This window comes from Streptomyces sp. cg36, assembly GCF_041080675.1.
Lineage (GTDB): Bacteria > Actinomycetota > Actinomycetes > Streptomycetales > Streptomycetaceae > Streptomyces.
In genome coordinates, this window is the sequence record NZ_CP163520.1 from 4531424 (window position 1) to 4549708 (window position 18285).

Sequence of the window (18285 nt, forward strand, 5' to 3'; positions counted from 1 at the left end):
GGGATCGCATACTGATCCCATGGCAGCGGGCAGACCGTCGATGCAGGAGCTGATCCGGCGCCGCAGGCGCGCCGGGTTCGTGGGGCGGCGGGGTGAAATCGCCGTGTTCCGCGAGAACTTCGACGTTCCCGTCGACGACGAGGGGCACCGGTTCGTCTTCCACGTCCACGGCGCCGCCGGGGTCGGCAAGACGTCGCTGGTGCGCGAGCTGGAGCACACCGCGCGCGAACGCGGCGCGGTGACCTCCTACGTCGACGAGGCCGTCAACAGCGTCCCCGAGACCCTCGCCGCGATCTGCGCCCACTTCGCCCGCCAGGGCCATCCGCTCAAGGCCCTGGAGCGGATGCTGGCCACCTACCGCCAGCGGCGCCACGAGGCGGAGTCCACCACCGCCCCCGTGCCCGCGCCCGCCGGTGCCTCGGCCGGTGCGACGGTGGCCGCCCAGGCGGGGCTCGCCGGGCTCGGTCTGGTGCCGGGGCTCGGCGCGCTGGCGGGCGGCATGGACCCCAGCCAGCTGGCGCTCGGCGCGGACCGGGTGCGGGCGGTGCTGAGCGCGCGGTTCGGCAAGCAGGAGGACGTCCAGCTGGTCCTGGACCCGGTCCGGGTGCTCACCCCGGTGCTGGTGGCGGAGCTGGCGCGGGTCGCCGACGACGTGCCCTGGACGGTCCTGTTCTTCGACACCTACGAGCGGACCGCCCCCTTCCTGGACACCTGGCTGCGCGACCTGATCACCACCGAGCGGTACGGCGCGCTGCCCGCCCAGGTGGTGCTGACCCTCGCGGGCCAGCGCCGCCTCGACCCCGGCTGCTGGGCCGACAGCGCCGACCTGGTGGCGGAGCTGCCCCTCGACCTGTTCACCGAGACCGAGGCCCGCCAGCTCCTCGCCGCCAAGGGCGTGGTGGACGAGGGCGTGGTCCGCGACGTCCTGCGGCTGTCGGGGCGGCTGCCGGTCCTGGTCTCCACGCTCGCCCAGAACCCGGGCGACGCGCGGGCCCCGGGCGCCACCGCCGTCGACCGGTTCCTGAAGTGGGAGGAGGACCCGGTGCGGCGGGCCGCCGCACTGGCCTGCGCGCTGCCCCGGCGCATCGACGAGGACGTGTTCCGCGCGGCCGTCGACGAGGACGCGGCCGGGCTCTACGGCTGGCTGTGGTCCCTGCCGTTCGTCAGCGACCACGGGGGGCGCGCCCAGTACCACGGGGTGGTGCGCGCCGCCATGCTCGGTGTGCAGCGCACCGGCTCGCCGGACCGCTGGAGCGAGCGCCACCAGCGGCTCGCCGAGGCGTTCGCGGCCCGCCTGGACGCCGCCGCCCAGGGCGAACCGCGGCGCCGCCGCTGGAGCCTCGACCTCTGGTGCGGGCTGCGCCTCGAACACTCCTACCACCTGCTGTGCGCGCGCCCCCGGGCCGCGCTCGCCCAGGTCCTGCGCGACGGCGTGGACGCCTGCGACGCCGGGCCCGCCGTCGCCCGCCGCTGGGCCCGGACCCTGGCCGAGGCGGGCGAGGACGCGGACGCCGAGCCGCTGCGGCGCTGGGGCGCGGACTGCCTGGCCGCCCTCGACGACGAACGGGCGGGCGCGGCAAGGGTCCTGGGGCTGCTGCTGGCCCGGGGCGGGCTGGACGCGGAGGGCCGCACGAGCGCCCATCTCGTACGGGGCCGGGAGCTGCGGCACGCGGGCGCCCACCAGGAGGCGCTGGAGGAGTACGACCGGTCCATCGCGCTGGACTCCGGCCGGGCCCACGCCCACTACGGCCGCGGTGTGGTGCGCTGCGCCCTCGAAGGCCCGGCCGCCGCCCTCGACGACCTGGACCGGGCCTGCGCGCTGGCGCCCGACGACGCGTACTACATCGGCTACCGGGGCGACATGTACCGCCGGCTCGGCCGCCTCGACGACGCCCTCGTCGACCTGGACCGGGCGATCCTGCTCGACCCGGGCGACGCCTGGGCGCCCGCCAGCCGGGGCGAGACCCTGCACCGGATGGGCCGCCTCGACGCCGCCCTCGCCGATCTGGACCGGGCCCTGGAGCGCAACCCGGAGTACGTGTGGGCGCTGGTCCGGCGCGCCCGGGTGCTGCGCGGGCTCGGCCGCCCCGCCGACGCGCTCGCCGACCTGGAGCGGGCCGAGCGGCTCTCCACCGACCGGGCGTGGGTGGTGGGCGAGCGCGGTGAACTGCTGCGCCTCCAGGGCCGCCACGAGGAGGCGGTGGCCGAGTACGGGCGGGCGCTGGCCCTGGACGCGGGGTACGCGTGGGTGCTCGGCAGCCGCGCCCTCTCCCTGGAGGCCCTGGGCCGTACGCGGGAGGCCCTCGCGGACTGCGGCCGGGCGCTCGACCTGGAGCCCGGCTACACCTGGGCCCTCATCACCCGGGCCCGGCTGCGCTCCGAACTGGCCGATCCCGAGGGTGCGTTGGCCGATCTCGACCGGGCGGTGGAGCTGGCGCCGGACGATCTGCACGCGCTGACCTGGCGCGGCCGGATCGCCCGTCGGCTGTGGCGCCCCGAGCGGGCGCGGGCCGACCTGGACCGGGCGGTGGACCGCCACCCCGCCGACGCGTCCCCCCTGGTGGAACGGGCGCTCCTGCGGGCCGACCTGGGCGACCGGGAGGGCGAACTCGCCGATCTGGACCGGGCGGTGGAGCTCGCGGGCCCCGCCGACGCGGGCGTCCGCACGCTCCGGGGCGAGGCCCGGCGCCGCGCCGGACGGTACGAGGACGCCCTCGCGGACTACGCGGCGGCGGCCGTCGAGGACCCGGCGGACGCGGTGGCCGTGGCGGGCCGGGGCGAGACGCTGCTGGCCCTGGGGCGGCCGGACGAGGCGTACGCGTATCTGGCGCGGGCGCTGGAACTCGGCCCGGCCCGGGGCGTGGTGCACGCCTGCGCCGCCTCCGCCCTGCTCGCCCTCGGCCACCTCCCGGAGGCGCTGGCCGCCCTCGACCGGGCGCTCGCCCTCGACCCGGACATCGGCTGGGCGTACGGCCACCGGGCCCGCGCCCGGCTGGCGGCGGCCCGCCCCGACCTGGCCCGCCCCGACCTGGACCACTGCCGGGCCCTCCTCGACGGCCGCGCCACCGACCCCGCGTCCAGGGCCGCCTCGCACCGGGCCCGCGGGAACTTCGGCGCGGCGGCGGCGGTGGCCGCGGGGCTGCCCGGCCCCGAGGGCGCGTTCCACCGCGCGATGGCCGCGGCGCGGGCGGGCACGGGGGCGGCGTCCTGGCCGGAGGCGGGCGACCGCGTGGTGACGGCCTGCGCCCGCGCGGACTGGGCCGCGGCGGAGGCGCTGGCGGCGGGGCTGAGGGGGTGGGGGGCGGTGGCGCGGGAGGTGGACGCGCTGTGGGAGCTGGCGCTCTGCGAGGGGTACGGGGGTGAGGCTTTGTCATCCTTGACAGCAAGGCTGACCACCCAACTGTCCACGCGGTCCCCCGCCCCCTGAATCCCCGGGCCCGTGCTGGGTTGCTCGCGCGGTTCCCCGCGCCCCTGGGAAACGCGTTTCCGTCTGCGGGCCGTGCTGGGCTGGTCGCGCAGTTCCCCGCGCCCCTGGGAAACCTGTTTCCGTCTGCGGGCCGTGCTGGGCTGGTCGCGCAGTTCCCCGCGCCCCTAAAGGCCCGTTCGTCTGCGGGCCGTGGTCGCTTCTCGCGCGGTTCCCCGCGCCCCTGGGAGGGCCCTTCGGGCCCATCTTCAGGGGCGCGGGGAACTGCGCGGCCCGCCTCCACCGGGTCGCAGGTGACGAATCGGCCGCCCGGCCGAGGGCTTTCGGGGAGGGGCGGGGTGGGGGACAAAAAGCGTCTGTAGTGCGGCCCAGTACATATCCCTCGCGGTCTTATTCGGACCCACCCGGTCGATTACAGTGCTGCGCCATGAGCGCAGCAGCCACAGGACCCACCACGTCCATATGGGGCCGCACCGAGCAGCAGGACTTCCGCAGCAGAGTCCGCGGCAGCCTCCTCGGCGGCGCGATCGGCGACGCGCTGGGCGCACCCGTCACCCCCCTCACCCTGGACGCGATCCGCACCCGGTACGGCCCGGAGGGCGTCACGGGCCCGACGGACGGCACGGCCGGCGGCGGCCGTGTGACCGCCGCCACCCAGCTCACCCTCTTCACCGTCGACGGCCTCATCCGCGCCCAGGTCCGCCGCGACACGGGCGCCTGGCACCCCCCGACCGACCTGCACCGCGCGTATCTGCGCTGGAGCGCCACCCAGCGCGACTGGGGCCCGGACGAGCGCCGCAAGGACAACGGGTGGCTGGCCCGCGAGGAGTGGCTGTACAGCAGGCGCGACCCGGCCCGCGCCTGTCTGCTGGGGCTGGCGGACGACGTCATGGGCACCCTGGACCGCCCCAAGAACCCGGACGCCCGCGACCCCGCCGCCGCGACCCGCTCGGGCCCGTTCGGCCTGCTGGTGGGGTGGGAGCCGCAGCTGGTGCTCCAGCTCGCCGTGGAGTGCGCGGCCCAGACGCACGGCGACCCGGCCGCGTACCTCTCGGCGGGGGCGTTCGCGGTGATCGTGCACGGGCTCGCCCGGGGCGAGTCGCTGGACGCGGCCGTGCAGCGCACGCTCGCCCTGCTGGACCACCGCCCCGGCCACGAGCCGGTGACGGCGGCCCTGCAGCACGCACTCGGCGCCGTACGCCAGGGCATGCCCGGACCGGGGCTGCTGGCGACGCTCGGCGACGGGCACCTTGCCGAGGAGGCGCTGGCGATCGCCGTGTACTGCGCGCTGGTCGGCGAGGACATCCGGCACGGACTGCTGCTCGCGGTCAACCACGACGGGCCCTCCGGCGCCACCGGCTCCCTGTGCGGCGCGCTGCTCGGCGCCCTGCACGGGGAGACCGCCCTACCGCCCGGCTGGCTGGCCGAGCTGGAGGGGCGGTCCACGGTCCTGGAGCTCGCCGACGACTTCGCGATGGAGATGACCCAGGGCCCGGCGCTGCACGGCCCGGCGGTGAACACCCCGGGCTGGCTGGCCCGTTACCCGCGTACGTGAGCGGGCCCGCGCGCCTTCCGGGCCCCGTGACCCGCGTACGTGCGGGAGCCCGCCGCGCCTACCGCTCGCGCACCTTCGCGTCCCCGCCCGCCGGCTGAGCGGGGACGGCCCCGGCGGCCACCGCACCACCCGCGGCCGGGCCGTCGCCGTCGGAGTCGATCCGGGCGAGCAGCGCGTCCCGCTCCGGGGTGTCCTCGGGCCTGACCAGGCCGATCAGCACGTACAGGACGAGCGAGACGGCGAGCGGCAGCGAGACCTGGTACTGGAGCGCCACGCTCGTGCGGTCCGAGCCGTCCAGGTGGTAGTTGACGAGGTAGAACGCGACCAGTCCGGACGCCCAGCTGGTGAGCGCCGCGGTCGGCCCGGACCTGCGGAACGTCCGCAGCATGCCCAGCATGAACGGGATCGCGATCGGGCCCATCAGCCCGGCCACCCACTTGATCACCACGGTGATGATGTCCTTGAAGGCGGGGGAGTTGATCTGGGTGGCGATCGTCATGGACAGCGCGAGGAACACCAGGGTGGAGACGCGGGCCGCGACCAGCCCGGTCCGCGAGTCCCAGCCGCGCGCCCGCCGGGACAGGGCGGGCGCGATGTCGCGGGTGAAGACGGCGGAGATGGCGTTGGCGTCCGAGGAGCACATCGCCATGGTGTGGGAGAAGAAGCCGACGATGACCAGGCCGAGCAGCCCGTGCGGCAGCAGGGACTCGGTCATCAGCGCGTACGAGTCGGAGGCGTCGGGCTTCTCGGCCCGCACCAGCAGCGGCGCGCACCACATGGGGAAGAACAGGACCAGCGGCCAGATCAGCCACAGCGCGGCCGAGAGCCAGGCCGAACGGGTCGCGGAGCGGGCCGAGTCGGTGGCCATGTAGCGCTGGGCCTGGTTCCACATGCCGCCCGAGTACTCGAAGGTCTTGATGAAGAGGTAGGCGAGGAGGAACGTCAGCGTGTACGGGCCGGCCGTCGGGTGGGCGTGGGCGTCCGGCAGGTCGTCCCAGACCGTCCACAGGGTGCTGAAGCCGCTGAGCTTCGCCATCACGGCGATCAGCATGGCGACGCCCGCGCAGAGCTGGATGACGAACTGCCCGAGCTCGGTGAGGGCGTCGGCCCACAGGCCGCCGACCGTGCAGTAGACGCCGGTGACGAGGCCCGTGATGAGGATGCCCTGGTTGATGGAGAGACCGGTGAAGACGGAGAGCAGGGTGGCGATGGCCGCCCACTTGGCGCCGACGTCGACGATCTTCAGCAGCATGCCCGACCAGGCGAGGGCCTGCTGGGTGGGCACGTTGTAGCGGTTCTTGAGGTATTCGAGCGGCGAGGCCACGTGCAGGCGCGAGCGCAGCCGGTTGAGCCGGGGCGCGAAGAGCCGGGCGCCGATGCCGATGCCGATCGCGATGGGGAAGGACCAGGTGACGTAGGACGTCACGCCGTAGCGGTAGGCGACGCCCGCGTATCCCGTGAACATCACGGCGCTGTAGCCGGACATGTGGTGCGAGATGCCCGAGAGCCACCAGGGCATCCGTCCGCCCGCCGTGAAGAAGTCGGAGACGTCGTCCACACGCTTGTGGGACCAGACGCCGATGGCGACCATCACGCCGAAGTAGCCGATGAGCACGGCCCAGTCGAGACTGTTCATTGCCCCCTCCGAGGGGTCCGCCTTGTGAACGTCGGTGTACGCGGGTGCGCTTCGTCAGTACGTCCGGTTCAGCGGCGCCCCGTGCGGGAGCGGGGACTTCCGGGGATTGAACAGCCTGTCCGAGGGCGGGGTCAAGGCCCTTCACGGTCAGGGATGTGAACGCAGATCACAAAGCAGAACGATTTTGCCTCTGCTTTACTCAACGGGGTGTTGTCGCGCCAACCGGCCCGCCCGCACGATGAACGGGCCCTTCGTCAGGCGCGCACCAGGAGAACGAACCGGTGGCACGGCGGCGTGAACCGCGCCGCCGTGCGCACACGGCTGAACGGCCGCACGGGATGCGGGTCCCGTGCGGCCGGGAGAGCGGGTCCGGCAGGCCCTAACGCATGATCTCCCCGGCGTTCACCAGCAGCGACTGGCCCGTGATCGCCCTCGCCCGGTCCGAGGCCAGGAACGCCACGGCCTCCGCCACGTCCCCGTCCGTCGCCAGCTCCGGCAGGGCCATCCGCTCGGTGAGCCGGGCCAGCACCTCGTCCTCGGGCACCTTCTCGGTGTGCGCGGTGAACCGCACGTACGCCTGCACCGGCGGCCCCCACATCCATCCGGGCAGCACCGTGTTCACCCGGATCCGGTGCGGCCCGAACTCCCGGGCCATGGAGTACATCGCCGACGTCAGCGCGCCCTTGGACGCCGCGTACGCGGCCTGGCTGACCTGGGAGGGCGCGGCGATGGCCGACTGGGTGCCGATGACGACGACCGCGCCCCCGCGCTCCTTGAGGGCGGGCAGGCAGGCCCGGGTCATCCGCAGGGTGCCGAGCAGGTTGACGTCCAGCACGCCCTGCCAGGTGGCGAGGTCGGCGTCCTCGACCCCGCCGAAGTAGCTGTCCCAGGCGGCGACATGGACGACCGCGTCGATCCGGCCGAACCGTTCGAGCGCCAGCGCGGCCAGCGCCGCGCAGTCGGTCTCGGAGGTGATGTCGGTGGGCCGGTGCGCGGTGCGGGCGCCCGCGGGGTCGATCTCGTGGGCCGTCTTGGCCAGGTTCTCCCCGGTGCGCGCGCCGAGCACCGCGTTGCCGCCGTCCCGTACGACGGTCGCGGCCACCTGGTGCCCGAGCCCCGCCCCGACGCCGGACACGAGGACCGTCTTCCCGCTCAGCAACATCTGGGCGCCTCCCGGCTCTGGCAGTTCTTCTGACGGGGCGTCAGAGTAGGGCGGTCGGCGGCAGGAGGGAAGGGGAGCGCGATGGGCGAGGAGACCAGGAGCGGTACGTACGCGGAGCTGGCGGCGGTCGGGCCGTACGGGGTGCACCCCGGCCACGCCCTGATCACCATGGTGGAGCCGCACCCGGGCCACGAGTACGCGTACAACCGCTGGTACGAGGACGACCACTACTACGCCGGGGCCATGGCCATGCCGTGGATGTTCGCCGGGCGGCGCTGGGTGGCCACCCGCGACCTCCAGGAGCTGCGCTACCCCGAGAAGTCCGCGATCGCCCAGCCGGTGGGCGCCGGTTGCTACCTCTCCACGTACTGGATCACCGACGGCCGCTACGACGACCACATGAAGTGGACCGTGGGCATCAACAAGCGGCTCAACCGGGACGGCCGCGTCTACCAGGACCGCACCCATGTCTTCACCGCCTTCCAGGACCACGAGGCCACCGTCTACCGGGACGGGGCGGCGGGCCCGCGCGACCGCCACGCGCTCGACCACCCCTACGCGGGTCTGGTGCTCCAGGTCATCGACGCGGAAGGGCCCGGCCGGCGCGGGGAGTTGGTGGAGTGGCTGCGCTCACGGCACCTGCCGCGCCGGCTGGCGGGCGGCCCGGCGGCCATGGTGACCCTCTTCCGGCCCACCCCGCTCCCCGGCGACCGCATGACGTACGTGAAGCAGGTCGAGGGGGTCGACACCCGGCTCACCCTGCTGTGGTTCCTGGAGCGCCCGCCGGCCGAGGTGTGGGAGGAGCACTTCGGCGGGCTCGACGCCGCGGTCGCGGAATCGGGTCTGGGCCGGGTCGAACTGGTCGCGCCCTTCATCCCGACCGTGCCGGGCACCGACCGCTATGTGGACCGGCTGCGGGAGTGAGGGCGGGGGAGGGGGAGGGGGAGGAGAGGGCGCGGGTGCCCGGACAGCGGCGGGCCCCCTCGGCCAGGACGGCGGACCGGTCGAGAGGGCCTTGCTCGCTACGAGGTGGTGCGGTGCCGGCGAAGGTCAGACTCCGCGCGGCGAGGTGCGGTTGACGTCCTGGATGAAGGCCGACCACGTCTCGGGGGCGAAGTCGAGCATTCCGTCGAGGGGCTTCTTGGAGTCGCGGACCGACACGGTCGAGCGATCCGCCGCTTTGACTTCCACGCAGTCCCCGTGCGGGCCCGAGTACGAGGACTTGGTCCAGTCGGTCAGTGCGGGCTGCTGAACACGCATAATTACTCCGATGGTCGATCCGGTCGCCCGGGTGATGTGCCTGCCGCTGAGGGCCAGCGGCTCTGCGTGCGACGCTACGCCGCAACATCACCGATGGCAGGGGGCGTTCACCCATCCGAATGGCATATTCCATCGGGTCCTTCTCAGCCGGGGCGGCGCAGGTGTAGAGTGCGCGCCTCACGAGTTCCCCCGTGTCGCTCCTTCACGACGAGTAGCCGTCCGCCACACGGTGGATGAAGTCCCGGGACTGCTCGGCGCTGAGCGCCTTGGCCCGCAGGTGCTCGTACATCACGGTGTAGCTCTGCACGTCGTTGGCCTTCTCCAGGTACAGGTCGCTGGTGACGCCCTCCAGATAGACCACGCTCGCGTCCATGGCGTCGTGGAACTCCAGGATGGCGAACTTGCCGTACATCCCCGGGTGCGCGCCCGCGTCGTACGGCAGTACCTGGAGCGTGACGTGCGGCTGCTCGCTCAGCTGCGCCAGGTGCAGCAACTGGTCCCGCATGATCCGCTCGTTGCCGACCACGCGGCGCAGCAGCGCCTCGTCGATGACCACCCAGAAGCGCAGCGGATTGTTCGGGTCGGTGAGCCGGTCCTGGCGTTTGAGCCGGATCTGGATCCGTTTGTCGATGTCGCTGGAGGTGGCCTCGGGCCACATGCCTTCGATGACCGCCTGCGCGTACTCCCGCGTCTGCAGCAGTCCCGGCACGATCAGCGACTCGTAGACGCGCAGGCTCGCGGCGTCCGTCTCCAGACCGATGTAGACGCTGTACGGGATGTCGCCGAAGGCGTGCCACCAGCCCTGCTGGCGCGAGTCCTTGGCCATCTGCATCAGCGAGTCGACGATCCGGTGGTCCTCGACCTCGTACACCCCGCACAGGTCGCGCACGTCGCGCTGGCTGATGGAACGGCGGCCGTTCTCCAGGCGGCTGATCTTCGACTGGGAGACCAGCAGACGCTCGGCGACCTCCTCGGCCGTCATGCCCTTCAGCTCGCGGAGCCGACGGAGCTCCTGGCCCAGTCGGCGTCGCCTGACGGTGGGATTGACGTTGGACGCCACGGGAACTGCACCTCCGGCTGCGGCACTTCTGCTGCTCTTCTGCTCTTCCGCTCTGCAGACTGCCACCAATGTTCATGGCCGCGCTGGGAAATGGCCACACACGGTGGGGCGGCGGCTACCGGGGGTACGGACGGCCCTGCCTCGGCGGACGCGGGGCGCGCGGGGCGGCGGTGGCCGGCCCCGCGCGCCCGTCGTGCGGCTCCCGAACCGGGTCGTGAGGGGGACGTCGGTGCGGCGGGTGGTGCGCGGTACTGCGGGTGGTGCCCGTGGTGCCAGGCGGTGCGGGGTGGTGCTCGGTGCGTGTGCGGTGGTGCCGGGATGTGGTGCGCGTGCCGGGTGGTGCGGGTGCGGTGCCGTGCCCGCGAGGTGCGGTGCGGCGCCGCTCGGTGCCTAGTGCGCCACGGCGCGGGCCATGCTGCCGCGGTGCGGCTGCATCGGGACCCCGCTCGCGGTCGCGGTGGGACGTGGGCCCGCCGCGGCGCCGGCTGCGGTGCCGTTGGCACTGCGGCGCGGCTGTGCGCCCACTCCGTTCTGGACGTCCATCACGGCGTGCGCCACGAGTCCGCCCATGGGGTCGTGCCTGATCAGATCCCGGAGACGGGAGCGGGATGAACGCCCCTCGTTGCCCGGGTAGAGGTGCTTGCCGAGGCCGACCGCGTGGGCCAGGGCGGCGAGCGCCGCGGTCCGCGGGTCCGGCGGCACGCCGGTGCGGATCGCACTGTCCAGCCGGGACCTGATTTCCCGGCTGATCGCCGTGTCCGTCGCCTGGTAGCGAGTCGTCGGCAGCACCCCGCACATCTGGCCGGCCACGGCATGAACCATGCCGCACCTCTCCAGATGCGAGAGATACGTCTGGCGCAGCCCCAGCCGGGGCCCGCCGATCCAGTGGACGGCCCGGACCGGGCTGCCGCGCCTGCGCAGCAGTTCCAGTGCGGAGTCCAGTGTCGGATCTCCTGTCGGCCGTGCCATCACCACGGCGATACGATCCCCGTCTGGGGCTATCCGTCCTGCCAGAGCCAGCTCCACTAGCTGTGCTCCGGCGAGGCCGAGGTCGAGCGACTGCGGCTGCGCTGTGGTACCCGTGGCCGGGTCCAGAGCGAGCAGCAGAAGCTCCTCCGGAATTGTTCTGCGGCTCCTGCCCATCCATGCCTCCCCGCGTGGATGAATGACAGGGTGACCCCTCTCACATTCATCTGTCGAGAGCGCCTGGGCGGTAAGTACGGGAACCGACAGGTATGTCGTTCTCGTCTAGCACGGGGGTCAACCCCGCACACAGGACACTGGTAGATGGTTCGGACAGGTTCGGACGGCGCCCCGGGGCGCCGGGAGGAGGCATCGGTGGCGGGCGAGTCCCCCGACAGGTCGGAGCAGCAGCAGTCGTCGGGGGAGACGACTCCGAGCGAACGCGATCCCCGTGTGGCGGTCTTCGGTCCGGACGACGGCCCGGCGGGCCCGTCCGGTTCCCGGCCGGAGCGCAATGGTTTCGCAAACGGTTCCGCGAACGGCTCGGCGAACGGCTCCCCGAAGGGTTCGGCGGGTACGGCGGTGAACGGCTCCGCCAACGGCACGGCGAACGGCTCCGCCAACGGCACGCCCGTGAACGGCTCGGCCGACACCGACGCCCCGGCGTCCGACGCGCCGACGGACCGGGCGACCGCCGTCTTCCGCGCGCCCCGCCAGGAGGACCACGAGGCCCGTGACACCCGTCTGCGGGCGGCCGTGGCGGCCTGGGTCGCCACCGACGAGGACGAGGACGCGCCCGCCGACGCGGACCGGGCCGACGCGCGCGAGGCCGACGCCGACAAGGCCGGACCGGCGGACTCCGCGCCCGGCGAGGCGGCGGAGGCGACCGAGCCGGAGAAGGCCGACAAGGGCGACAAGGCCGACAAGGGCGGCGAGGCCGACGGTTCCGTACGGGCCGACGAGCGTCCGGCGGGCGGCGACACGCCCGTACGCGAGGCCGCGGCCGACGACGCGAAGCCCGCGGACCGGTCCGCGCCCGGGGCCGCCGCCGCGCCGGGGGCGGACGCCGACGGGGCCGGGGACACGCCCGGGGCCGAGCCGGACGCGAAGCCGAAGCCGGACGGGAAGCCGAAGCCGGAGGGGAAGGCCGCCGGTACCACTGGCGAGGCCGACACCGCCGCCGGGCCGGAGGCGGACGCCGACGGCAGGCCCGGGGCCGCCGCCGCGACCACCGCCGAGCCGAAGACCGGAGACAAGCCCGGGGCCAAGGCCGACGCCGAGTCCGGGGCCAAGGCTGAGGCCAAGCCCGGCGCCGGGGCCGAGCCGGAAGCCGAGCGCGGAGCCGAGTCCGACTCTGGGGCCAAGGCTGACGCCGGGGCCGAGCCGGAAGCCGAGGCCGAGGGCAGGCCCGGGGCGGAGGCCGAGTCCGGGGTCAAGTCCGGCGGCAAGTCCGACGCCGGCGGCAAGCCCGCCCGTCCCGCCGCCTCCTGGGGTGCCAAGCCCAGTGGCGGGGACGTGGTGGACCAGCCCACCGCCGTCTTCAAGGCCGTCAAGCCGCCCGTCGTGGACCAGCCCACCACCGCCATCCGGCGGCCGGGCGCCGGGGCGAGCACGTTCGTGCCGCTGCGCTCGGACGACGTGCGCCCGGCCGCGCCCAAGACGGAGCCGAAGGGCGACGCGAAGGCGGCCGGCACCGCCGCCGCGCCCGCCTCGCCGCGCATCCGGGTGCCGGACGCCGACGTCGCCGAGCGGACCCGGCAGCAGCCGCTGCCGCCCAAGCCCCCGCTCGACCTGCTGGCCGAGCTGACCAACACCCCGCCCCCGCCGCAGACCCCGGTCCGCACGGTGGTGCGGCGGTTCAAGATCTGGACCCCGCTGGTCATCCTGCTGCTGGTGGTCTTTGCGGTCGTGCAGTTCGTGCGCCCGCTGCCGGACGCCGAGCTGAAGATGACGGCGGCGCCCACCTTCACCTTCGACGGCGCCGCGCCGCAGCTGCCGTGGCCCAGCGAGGGCCAGGGCATCATCTCGGTGTCGGGGCTCGGCACGGTCGGCCGGTTCGGCGAGGAGAAGCCCGTCCCGATCGCCAGCGTGACCAAGTCGATGACCGCGTACATCATCATGCGCGACCACCCGATGAAGCCCGGCGAGAAGGGCGCCTCCATCCCGGTCGACGCGCTCGCCGAGAAGGAGGGCGGCTACAACAAGACGGGTGACGAGTCGACCGTCGACACCATCAAGGCGGGCCAGAAGCTCAGCCAGAAGGACGCGCTGAGCGCGGTCATGATTCCGTCCGCGAACAACGTGGCGCGGCTGCTGGCGCGCTGGGACGCGGGCTCCGAGGCGGCGTTCGTCAAGAAGATGAACGACACCGCGAAGCAGCTCGGGATGGTGAACACCACGTACACCGACCCCTCGGGTCTGAACGCCACCACCGTGTCGACCGCCGTGGACCAGGTGAAGCTGGGCCAGGAGCTGGTGAAGGACCCGGCGCTCGTCGAGATCACCCGCCAGCCGTTCTGGGTCGACCCGACCGGCAAGAAGTGGCGCAACTACAACGAGCTGCCGCCCTACAACGGCGCCATCGGCATCAAGACCGGCTCGACCTCCAAGGCCGGCGGCAACCTGCTGTTCGCCTCCCGCAAGATGGTCGGCGGCACCGAGCAGACGATCGTGGGCGCGGTCTTCGGCCAGCACAAGGCCGTCTCGATCCTGGACCTGGTGAACAAGGTCAGCAAGAAGGTGCTGGTCTCCACCCGCGGTGCGCTCACCTCCGCGCAGGTGATCAAGAAGGGCACGGTCGTCGGCCAGGTGGACGACGGTCTGGGCGGCACCACCGCGGTGGTGGCCACCAAGGACCTGACGATCGCCGGCTGGTCCGGACTCCAGGTCGCGATCAAGCTGACCGCCGAGAACGGCAAGGTGCCGCACTCGGCCAAGGCGGGAACCGTGATCGGCAAGCTCACGGTGGGCTCCGGCAGCGGCCAGGTGTCGGCCCCGGTGGCCCTCCAGAAGGACCTGGCCGAGCCCGGTCCCGTCGCGAAGCTGACCCGTCTGGGCTGATCCGCGGGCTGGTCCGCGAGCCGATCCGTACGAGGGCGCCCCGGTCTCCGGTGGCGCCCTCGTGCTAGCTTCGGTCAACTGGAGGACGCGGGGCGGCGTCCCTATGAGCGACGGGGCGAGAGACGCCCCGGGATCCTGAGACAGTGTGAGGCGGGAGAGCCGCAGTGACCACCGCTGAGCCGACGCCCACCCGCGCCGACGGCAGCAGCGCCCCTCGGCCGAAGGGGCGAATACAGGACGACAAGCAGGACAGGGACCCGGTGCCGGAGACCGACCTGGACACGGGTCCGCCAGCAGCACGGACCACCGGTTCGGACGCCGAGGACCGTACGGAGCGTATGGGCGGTACGGAAGCCGGTGGGGCCGCGGCCGTGGGCGCGATCCGGAAGGCGTGGATCCGGTTGAGTGGGATCACCACCCGCCACCCGGTGTACGTGGTGACGGCGGTCGCCGCCGTCGGCCACCTCATGTGGTTCTTCTTCTTCGCCAACAGCGGCGGCGACCTCGCCGCCCAGGACGCCTGGGCCGAGTTCGTCGGCCGCCACCCCGCCTCCGCGTACAACCTGGCCTGGTACGGCGGGATGCACCCCGTCTCCTACAGCGTGGTCTCGCCGTATCTGATGTCGCTGCTGGGCGTACGGACGACGATGATGATCGCCGGGACCGTGTCGGCCGGGCTGACCACGCTGATCCTGGTCCGGCTGAAGGCCGTCCGCAATCCGCTGCCGTGCGCGTTCGCGGGGGTCTTCGCCTTCGTCTGCAACGCCATGTCCGGCCGGGTGACCTTCGGGCTCGGCACCATGTTCGCGCTCGGCGCGGTCGCCGCCGTCTTCTGCTGGCCGCACCGCTGGCGCACCGAGCGGTGGGCCAAGGGCGCGGTCGCGGCCCCGCTGGCCGGGCTCGCCACCGCGAGCAGCCCCGTCGCGGGCCTCTTCCTCGGGGTGATCGCCGCCGCGCTGTTCCTGAACCGGCGCCGCCCTGCCGCGTACACCCTGGGGCTGCCGCCGGTCGCGGTGGTGGCGCTGTCCTCGCTGCTGTTCCCGTTCTCCGGCACCCAGCCGATGTCGCTCGGCTCGACGTCGCTGCCGTTCGTCTTCGCCGTCTTCGTGCTCTTCCTGGTGCCCAAGGAGTGGAAGACGGTCCGCACGGCCGCCGCCGTCTACGCCGTCGGCACGCTCCTCACCTGGCTGATCGACTCGCAGATCGGGTCCAATGTGACCCGGCTCGCGATGCTCTTCGCCGGAGTGGTGCTGCTGGCCGCCCTGCCGTACACGGCGCCGCGCTCGCGCAAGTGGTTCGCGCTGGTCATCGCCTTCGCCGGGATGAACTTCTGGGTCGGCTTCAAGGGCGTCGACGACATCGTGCGCACCGCCCCCGCCGCCTCCTGGGCGCGCGAGCTCGCGCCGCTGGTCGACCAGCTCCAGGAGGTGGGCGCCGAGCGCGGGCGCGTCGAGGTGGTCCCCGCCTCCAGCCACCGCGAGGCGTCGGCGCTCTCCCCGTACGTCAACCTCGCCCGGGGCTGGAACCGCCAGGCCGACATGGAGCGCAACCCGCTCTTCTACGACGACACCCTGAACTCGGCGAGCTACCGGGGCTGGCTGGACCGCTGGGCCGTCCACTACGTGGTGCTGCCCACCGGCACGCCCGACTCCGGCGCCCTCCAGGAGGCCAAGCTGGTGCAGAAGGGCCAGCCGTACCTGAAGGAGCTGTGGCGCGACCCCAACTGGCAGCTCTTCGCCGTCGACGACCCGACCCCGCTGGCCGACCCGCCCGCCACCGTGCTGCACGCGGGCGAGGGCGAGTGGACGCTGAACGTGAAGGCGCCCGGCCGGGTCCTCATCCGCATCCCGTACTCGCCGTGGCTGAAGCTGGTCGACGAGAAGGGCAAGGGCGTCGAGCCGCCGCAGGAGACGCCGGAGTCCAAGCGCCGCGCCCACGGCACGCCCAAGACGTTCAGCAACCCCAACGGCTGCCTGTGGAAGGCGGCGGAGGACGCGGCGGGCGACGAGTGGACGGAGCTGCTCGCCCCCAAGGCGGGTACGTACCGGGTGGCCGCGCCGTACAGCCTGCGGCGCGGCACGGCCTGCCCGACGGAGCTCCGCCCCGGCCACTAGGGACGGCGCGGCACCTCAGCCGCAGCCGCAGCCCGCGTGGCGGCCCCCGTGCACCTGGGCCAGCGAGGCGGGCCGGGCCGGGGCCGCGGGGGCGCCGGGGACGGGGCCGCCCTCGTACACCGCCCGGCCGCCGACCAGCGTCAGCCGCACCCGTACGTCGGAGATCTCCCGCACCGGCACCCGGGTGACGTCCCGGTCCAGGACCACCAGGTCCGCCGCCATCCCCGGCAGCAGCCGCCCGCTCAGCCGCTCCATCCGCAGCTGGTGGGCGGTCCCGGCGGTGTGCATCCGCAGCGAGGACGCCCGCGAGAGCCCCTCCCGCTCCGGGTACAGCGCGCCCTCGGCGGCCTCGGCGCCCTCCCGGTCGATCGCCGTCCGCAGCTGGTTCCAGGTCTGCAGCGGGTCGACCGGCCAGTCGGAGCCGCCGGACAGCGCCGCCCCGTGCCGCTCCAGGCTGCGCGCCGGGTAGAGCAGCCGGTGCCGCTCGGGCCCGATGTACGGCAGCAGCGCCTCCATGGTCCAGATGTCCCGCATCGCCCACTGGAGCTGCATGCAGGCCACCACGCCGAGCCGGGCGAACCGTGCGTGGTCGGCGGGGTCGACCAGCTGGAGGTGGGCGACGGTGTGCCGGTTGCCGCGCCGCCCGTTCGCGCGCACCGCCGTCTCGTACCCGTCGAGCGCGGTCCGCACGGCCCGGTCGCCGATCGCGTGCGCGTGCAGCTGCCAGTCCGCCCGGTCGAAGACGGTCGCGAGGCGCCCGTAGTCGGCGGCCGACACGTACAGGTCGCCCCGGTGGCCGGTGGGCCGCCCCTCGGCGTCCAGGTAGGGCGCGAGCAGCGCGGCGGTCTGCGAGGGGTACTCGATGACCCCGTCCAGGAACACCTTGGCCGTGCCGAACCGCAGTCCGGGCACCTCCCCGTACCGCGCCCGCAGCTCCCGTACGTGCCGCAGCGCCGCCGCCGGGTCCCGGGCCAGCTCCGGGCCGATCAGCAGCGCGGGCACGATCCGCTGCGGCAGCCGTCCGGAGGCGGCGAGCGCGGCGTAGGTGTCGAGCTGGCGGGTCTCCACGGAGGCGTCCATGAACGTGGTGATCCCGGACGCCGCCGCCAGCGCCAGCGCCCTGGCGCACGCGTTCGCCAGCTCGGCCGGGGTGGGCGGCGGGACCACCCGGGTCAGCAGGTCCTGGGCGGTGTCCTTGAGCAGCCCGCCCGGGGTGCCGTCGGGGTCGCGCACGATCTGCCCGCCCGCCGGGTCGGGGGTGGCGGCGGTGATCCCGGCGAGGTCCAGGGCGCGCTGGTTGGCCCAGGCGTTGTGGCCGTCGTTGCCGATCAGGGCGACCGGGCGGCGGGTGGGCAGCGCGTCCAGCACGCGGTGGTGCGGGACGGTGCCGGTGGGCAGCAGGCCGACCGGGTTCCAGTCCTCGACGACCAGCCAGCCGTCCGGCTCGTGGCCCGGGTCGGCGGCGAGGAAGCCGCGCAGCCGCTCCTGGAGCTCGGCCACGGTCAGCGAGGCGCCGTCCAGGGACGGGTGCAGGGTCCGCTCCCCGGCGCCCAGCGGGTGGGCGTGCCCGTCGTGGATGCCGCTCATCACGGTGGCGCCGCGCGCGTCCACCACCTCGGTGTCGCGGCCGATGTACCGGCGCAGCCCGGCGTCGCCGCCGGTGGCCAGGATCAGGCCGTCGCGCCCGACGGCGACGGCCTGGCGCACCGGCCCGCCGGCCTCGCCGGTGAGCACCCGCGCCCCGTGCACGACGAGCGCGGCGGAGCGTCTGGGCGAGGCGGTGGCGGCGGTGGCGGGGAGACCGGCGGAGACGGCCGCCGCCCCGAGGGTGGCCGCGAGGACCAGTCGGCGGGAGGGGAGGGCACTGCTGCGCATGGGCTGCTCCTACGCTTCGCTGGGAGGGTCGCTTCGTCCGCGGGGGCCGGCGGGGTTCGCCCGCGCGGTTCCCCGCGCCCCCGCGGAGGGACCCGAAGGGCCCTTCCCGGGATGCGGGCACCCCCCCGACGGCCCGCGGACGGAAGTGACCCTCGGCGATTAACCCCTTAACCACC

11 protein-coding genes are annotated in these 18285 nt (G+C 74.0%); 5 read left to right on the forward strand and 6 right to left on the reverse strand.

The genetic code is table 11. The annotated features are described in order from the left end of the window. Window positions 1–19: 19 nt before the first annotated feature. The gene (locus AB5J87_RS20235) at window positions 20–3427 is read left to right on the forward strand and encodes a tetratricopeptide repeat protein (RefSeq protein ID WP_369378293.1); all 3408 of its coding nucleotides are present in this window, start codon (window positions 20–22) and stop codon (window positions 3425–3427) included. 424 nt (window positions 3428–3851) lie between these two features. Then, complete coding sequence (locus AB5J87_RS20240) at window positions 3852–4979, forward strand: ADP-ribosylglycohydrolase family protein (RefSeq protein WP_369378294.1); 1128 nt, start codon at window positions 3852–3854, stop codon at window positions 4977–4979. 58 nt (window positions 4980–5037) lie between these two features. Here AB5J87_RS20240 and AB5J87_RS20245 read toward each other — a convergent pair whose 3' ends face one another. Together AB5J87_RS20245 and AB5J87_RS20250 are read right to left on the reverse strand one after the other, a co-directional pair. Continuing rightward, window positions 5038–6615: a sodium:solute symporter family protein gene (locus AB5J87_RS20245; protein WP_369378295.1), complete on the reverse strand. Its 1578-nt coding sequence runs from the start codon at window positions 6613–6615 to the stop codon at window positions 5038–5040. A 379-nt stretch (window positions 6616–6994) separates the two neighbouring features. Then, complete coding sequence (locus tag AB5J87_RS20250; RefSeq protein WP_369378296.1) at window positions 6995–7777, reverse strand: SDR family oxidoreductase; 783 nt, start codon at window positions 7775–7777, stop codon at window positions 6995–6997. A gap of 81 nt (window positions 7778–7858) precedes the next feature. Between AB5J87_RS20250 and AB5J87_RS20255 the strand changes: the two genes are divergently transcribed. Beyond that, on the forward strand, window positions 7859–8701 hold the full coding sequence (locus AB5J87_RS20255; RefSeq protein WP_369378297.1) for a hypothetical protein: 843 nt from the start codon (window positions 7859–7861) through the stop codon (window positions 8699–8701). Between the two features lie 126 nt (window positions 8702–8827). Here the strand turns inward: AB5J87_RS20255 and AB5J87_RS20260 are convergent, their stop codons facing one another. The 3 genes from AB5J87_RS20260 to AB5J87_RS20270 form a co-directional block, all read right to left on the reverse strand. Continuing rightward, a complete protein-coding gene (locus AB5J87_RS20260) occupies window positions 8828–9037 on the reverse strand; it encodes a DUF397 domain-containing protein (RefSeq protein ID WP_369378298.1) in 210 nt (69 codons plus the stop codon). A 202-nt stretch (window positions 9038–9239) separates the two neighbouring features. After that, window positions 9240–10097 carry a helix-turn-helix domain-containing protein gene (locus AB5J87_RS20265; protein ID WP_369378299.1) on the reverse strand — a complete coding sequence of 286 codons (858 nt, stop codon included), beginning with the start codon at window positions 10095–10097 and terminating at the stop codon, window positions 9240–9242. A 390-nt stretch (window positions 10098–10487) separates the two neighbouring features. Further along, window positions 10488–11240, reverse strand: coding sequence for a GPP34 family phosphoprotein (locus AB5J87_RS20270; protein WP_369378300.1), 753 nt, complete (start codon window positions 11238–11240; stop codon window positions 10488–10490). Between the two features lie 144 nt (window positions 11241–11384). Here AB5J87_RS20270 and AB5J87_RS20275 point away from each other — a divergent pair, with 144 nt between their 5' ends. Both AB5J87_RS20275 and AB5J87_RS20280 read left to right on the forward strand, forming a co-directional pair. Then, entirely contained in the window at window positions 11385–14120 is a 2736-nt protein-coding gene (locus AB5J87_RS20275; RefSeq protein WP_369378301.1) for a D-alanyl-D-alanine carboxypeptidase, read from the forward strand. Between the two features lie 164 nt (window positions 14121–14284). After that, window positions 14285–16234: an MFS transporter gene (locus tag AB5J87_RS20280; RefSeq protein WP_369378302.1), complete on the forward strand. Its 1950-nt coding sequence runs from the start codon at window positions 14285–14287 to the stop codon at window positions 16232–16234. Window positions 16235–16249: 15 nt separating this feature from the next. On the opposite strand, the gene AB5J87_RS20285 is transcribed toward AB5J87_RS20280, so the two are convergent. Beyond that, window positions 16250–18109 (reverse strand): amidohydrolase, encoded by a 1860-nt coding sequence (locus tag AB5J87_RS20285; RefSeq protein ID WP_369378304.1) that lies wholly within the window; start codon window positions 18107–18109, stop codon window positions 16250–16252. Window positions 18110–18285: the final 176 nt, after the last annotated feature.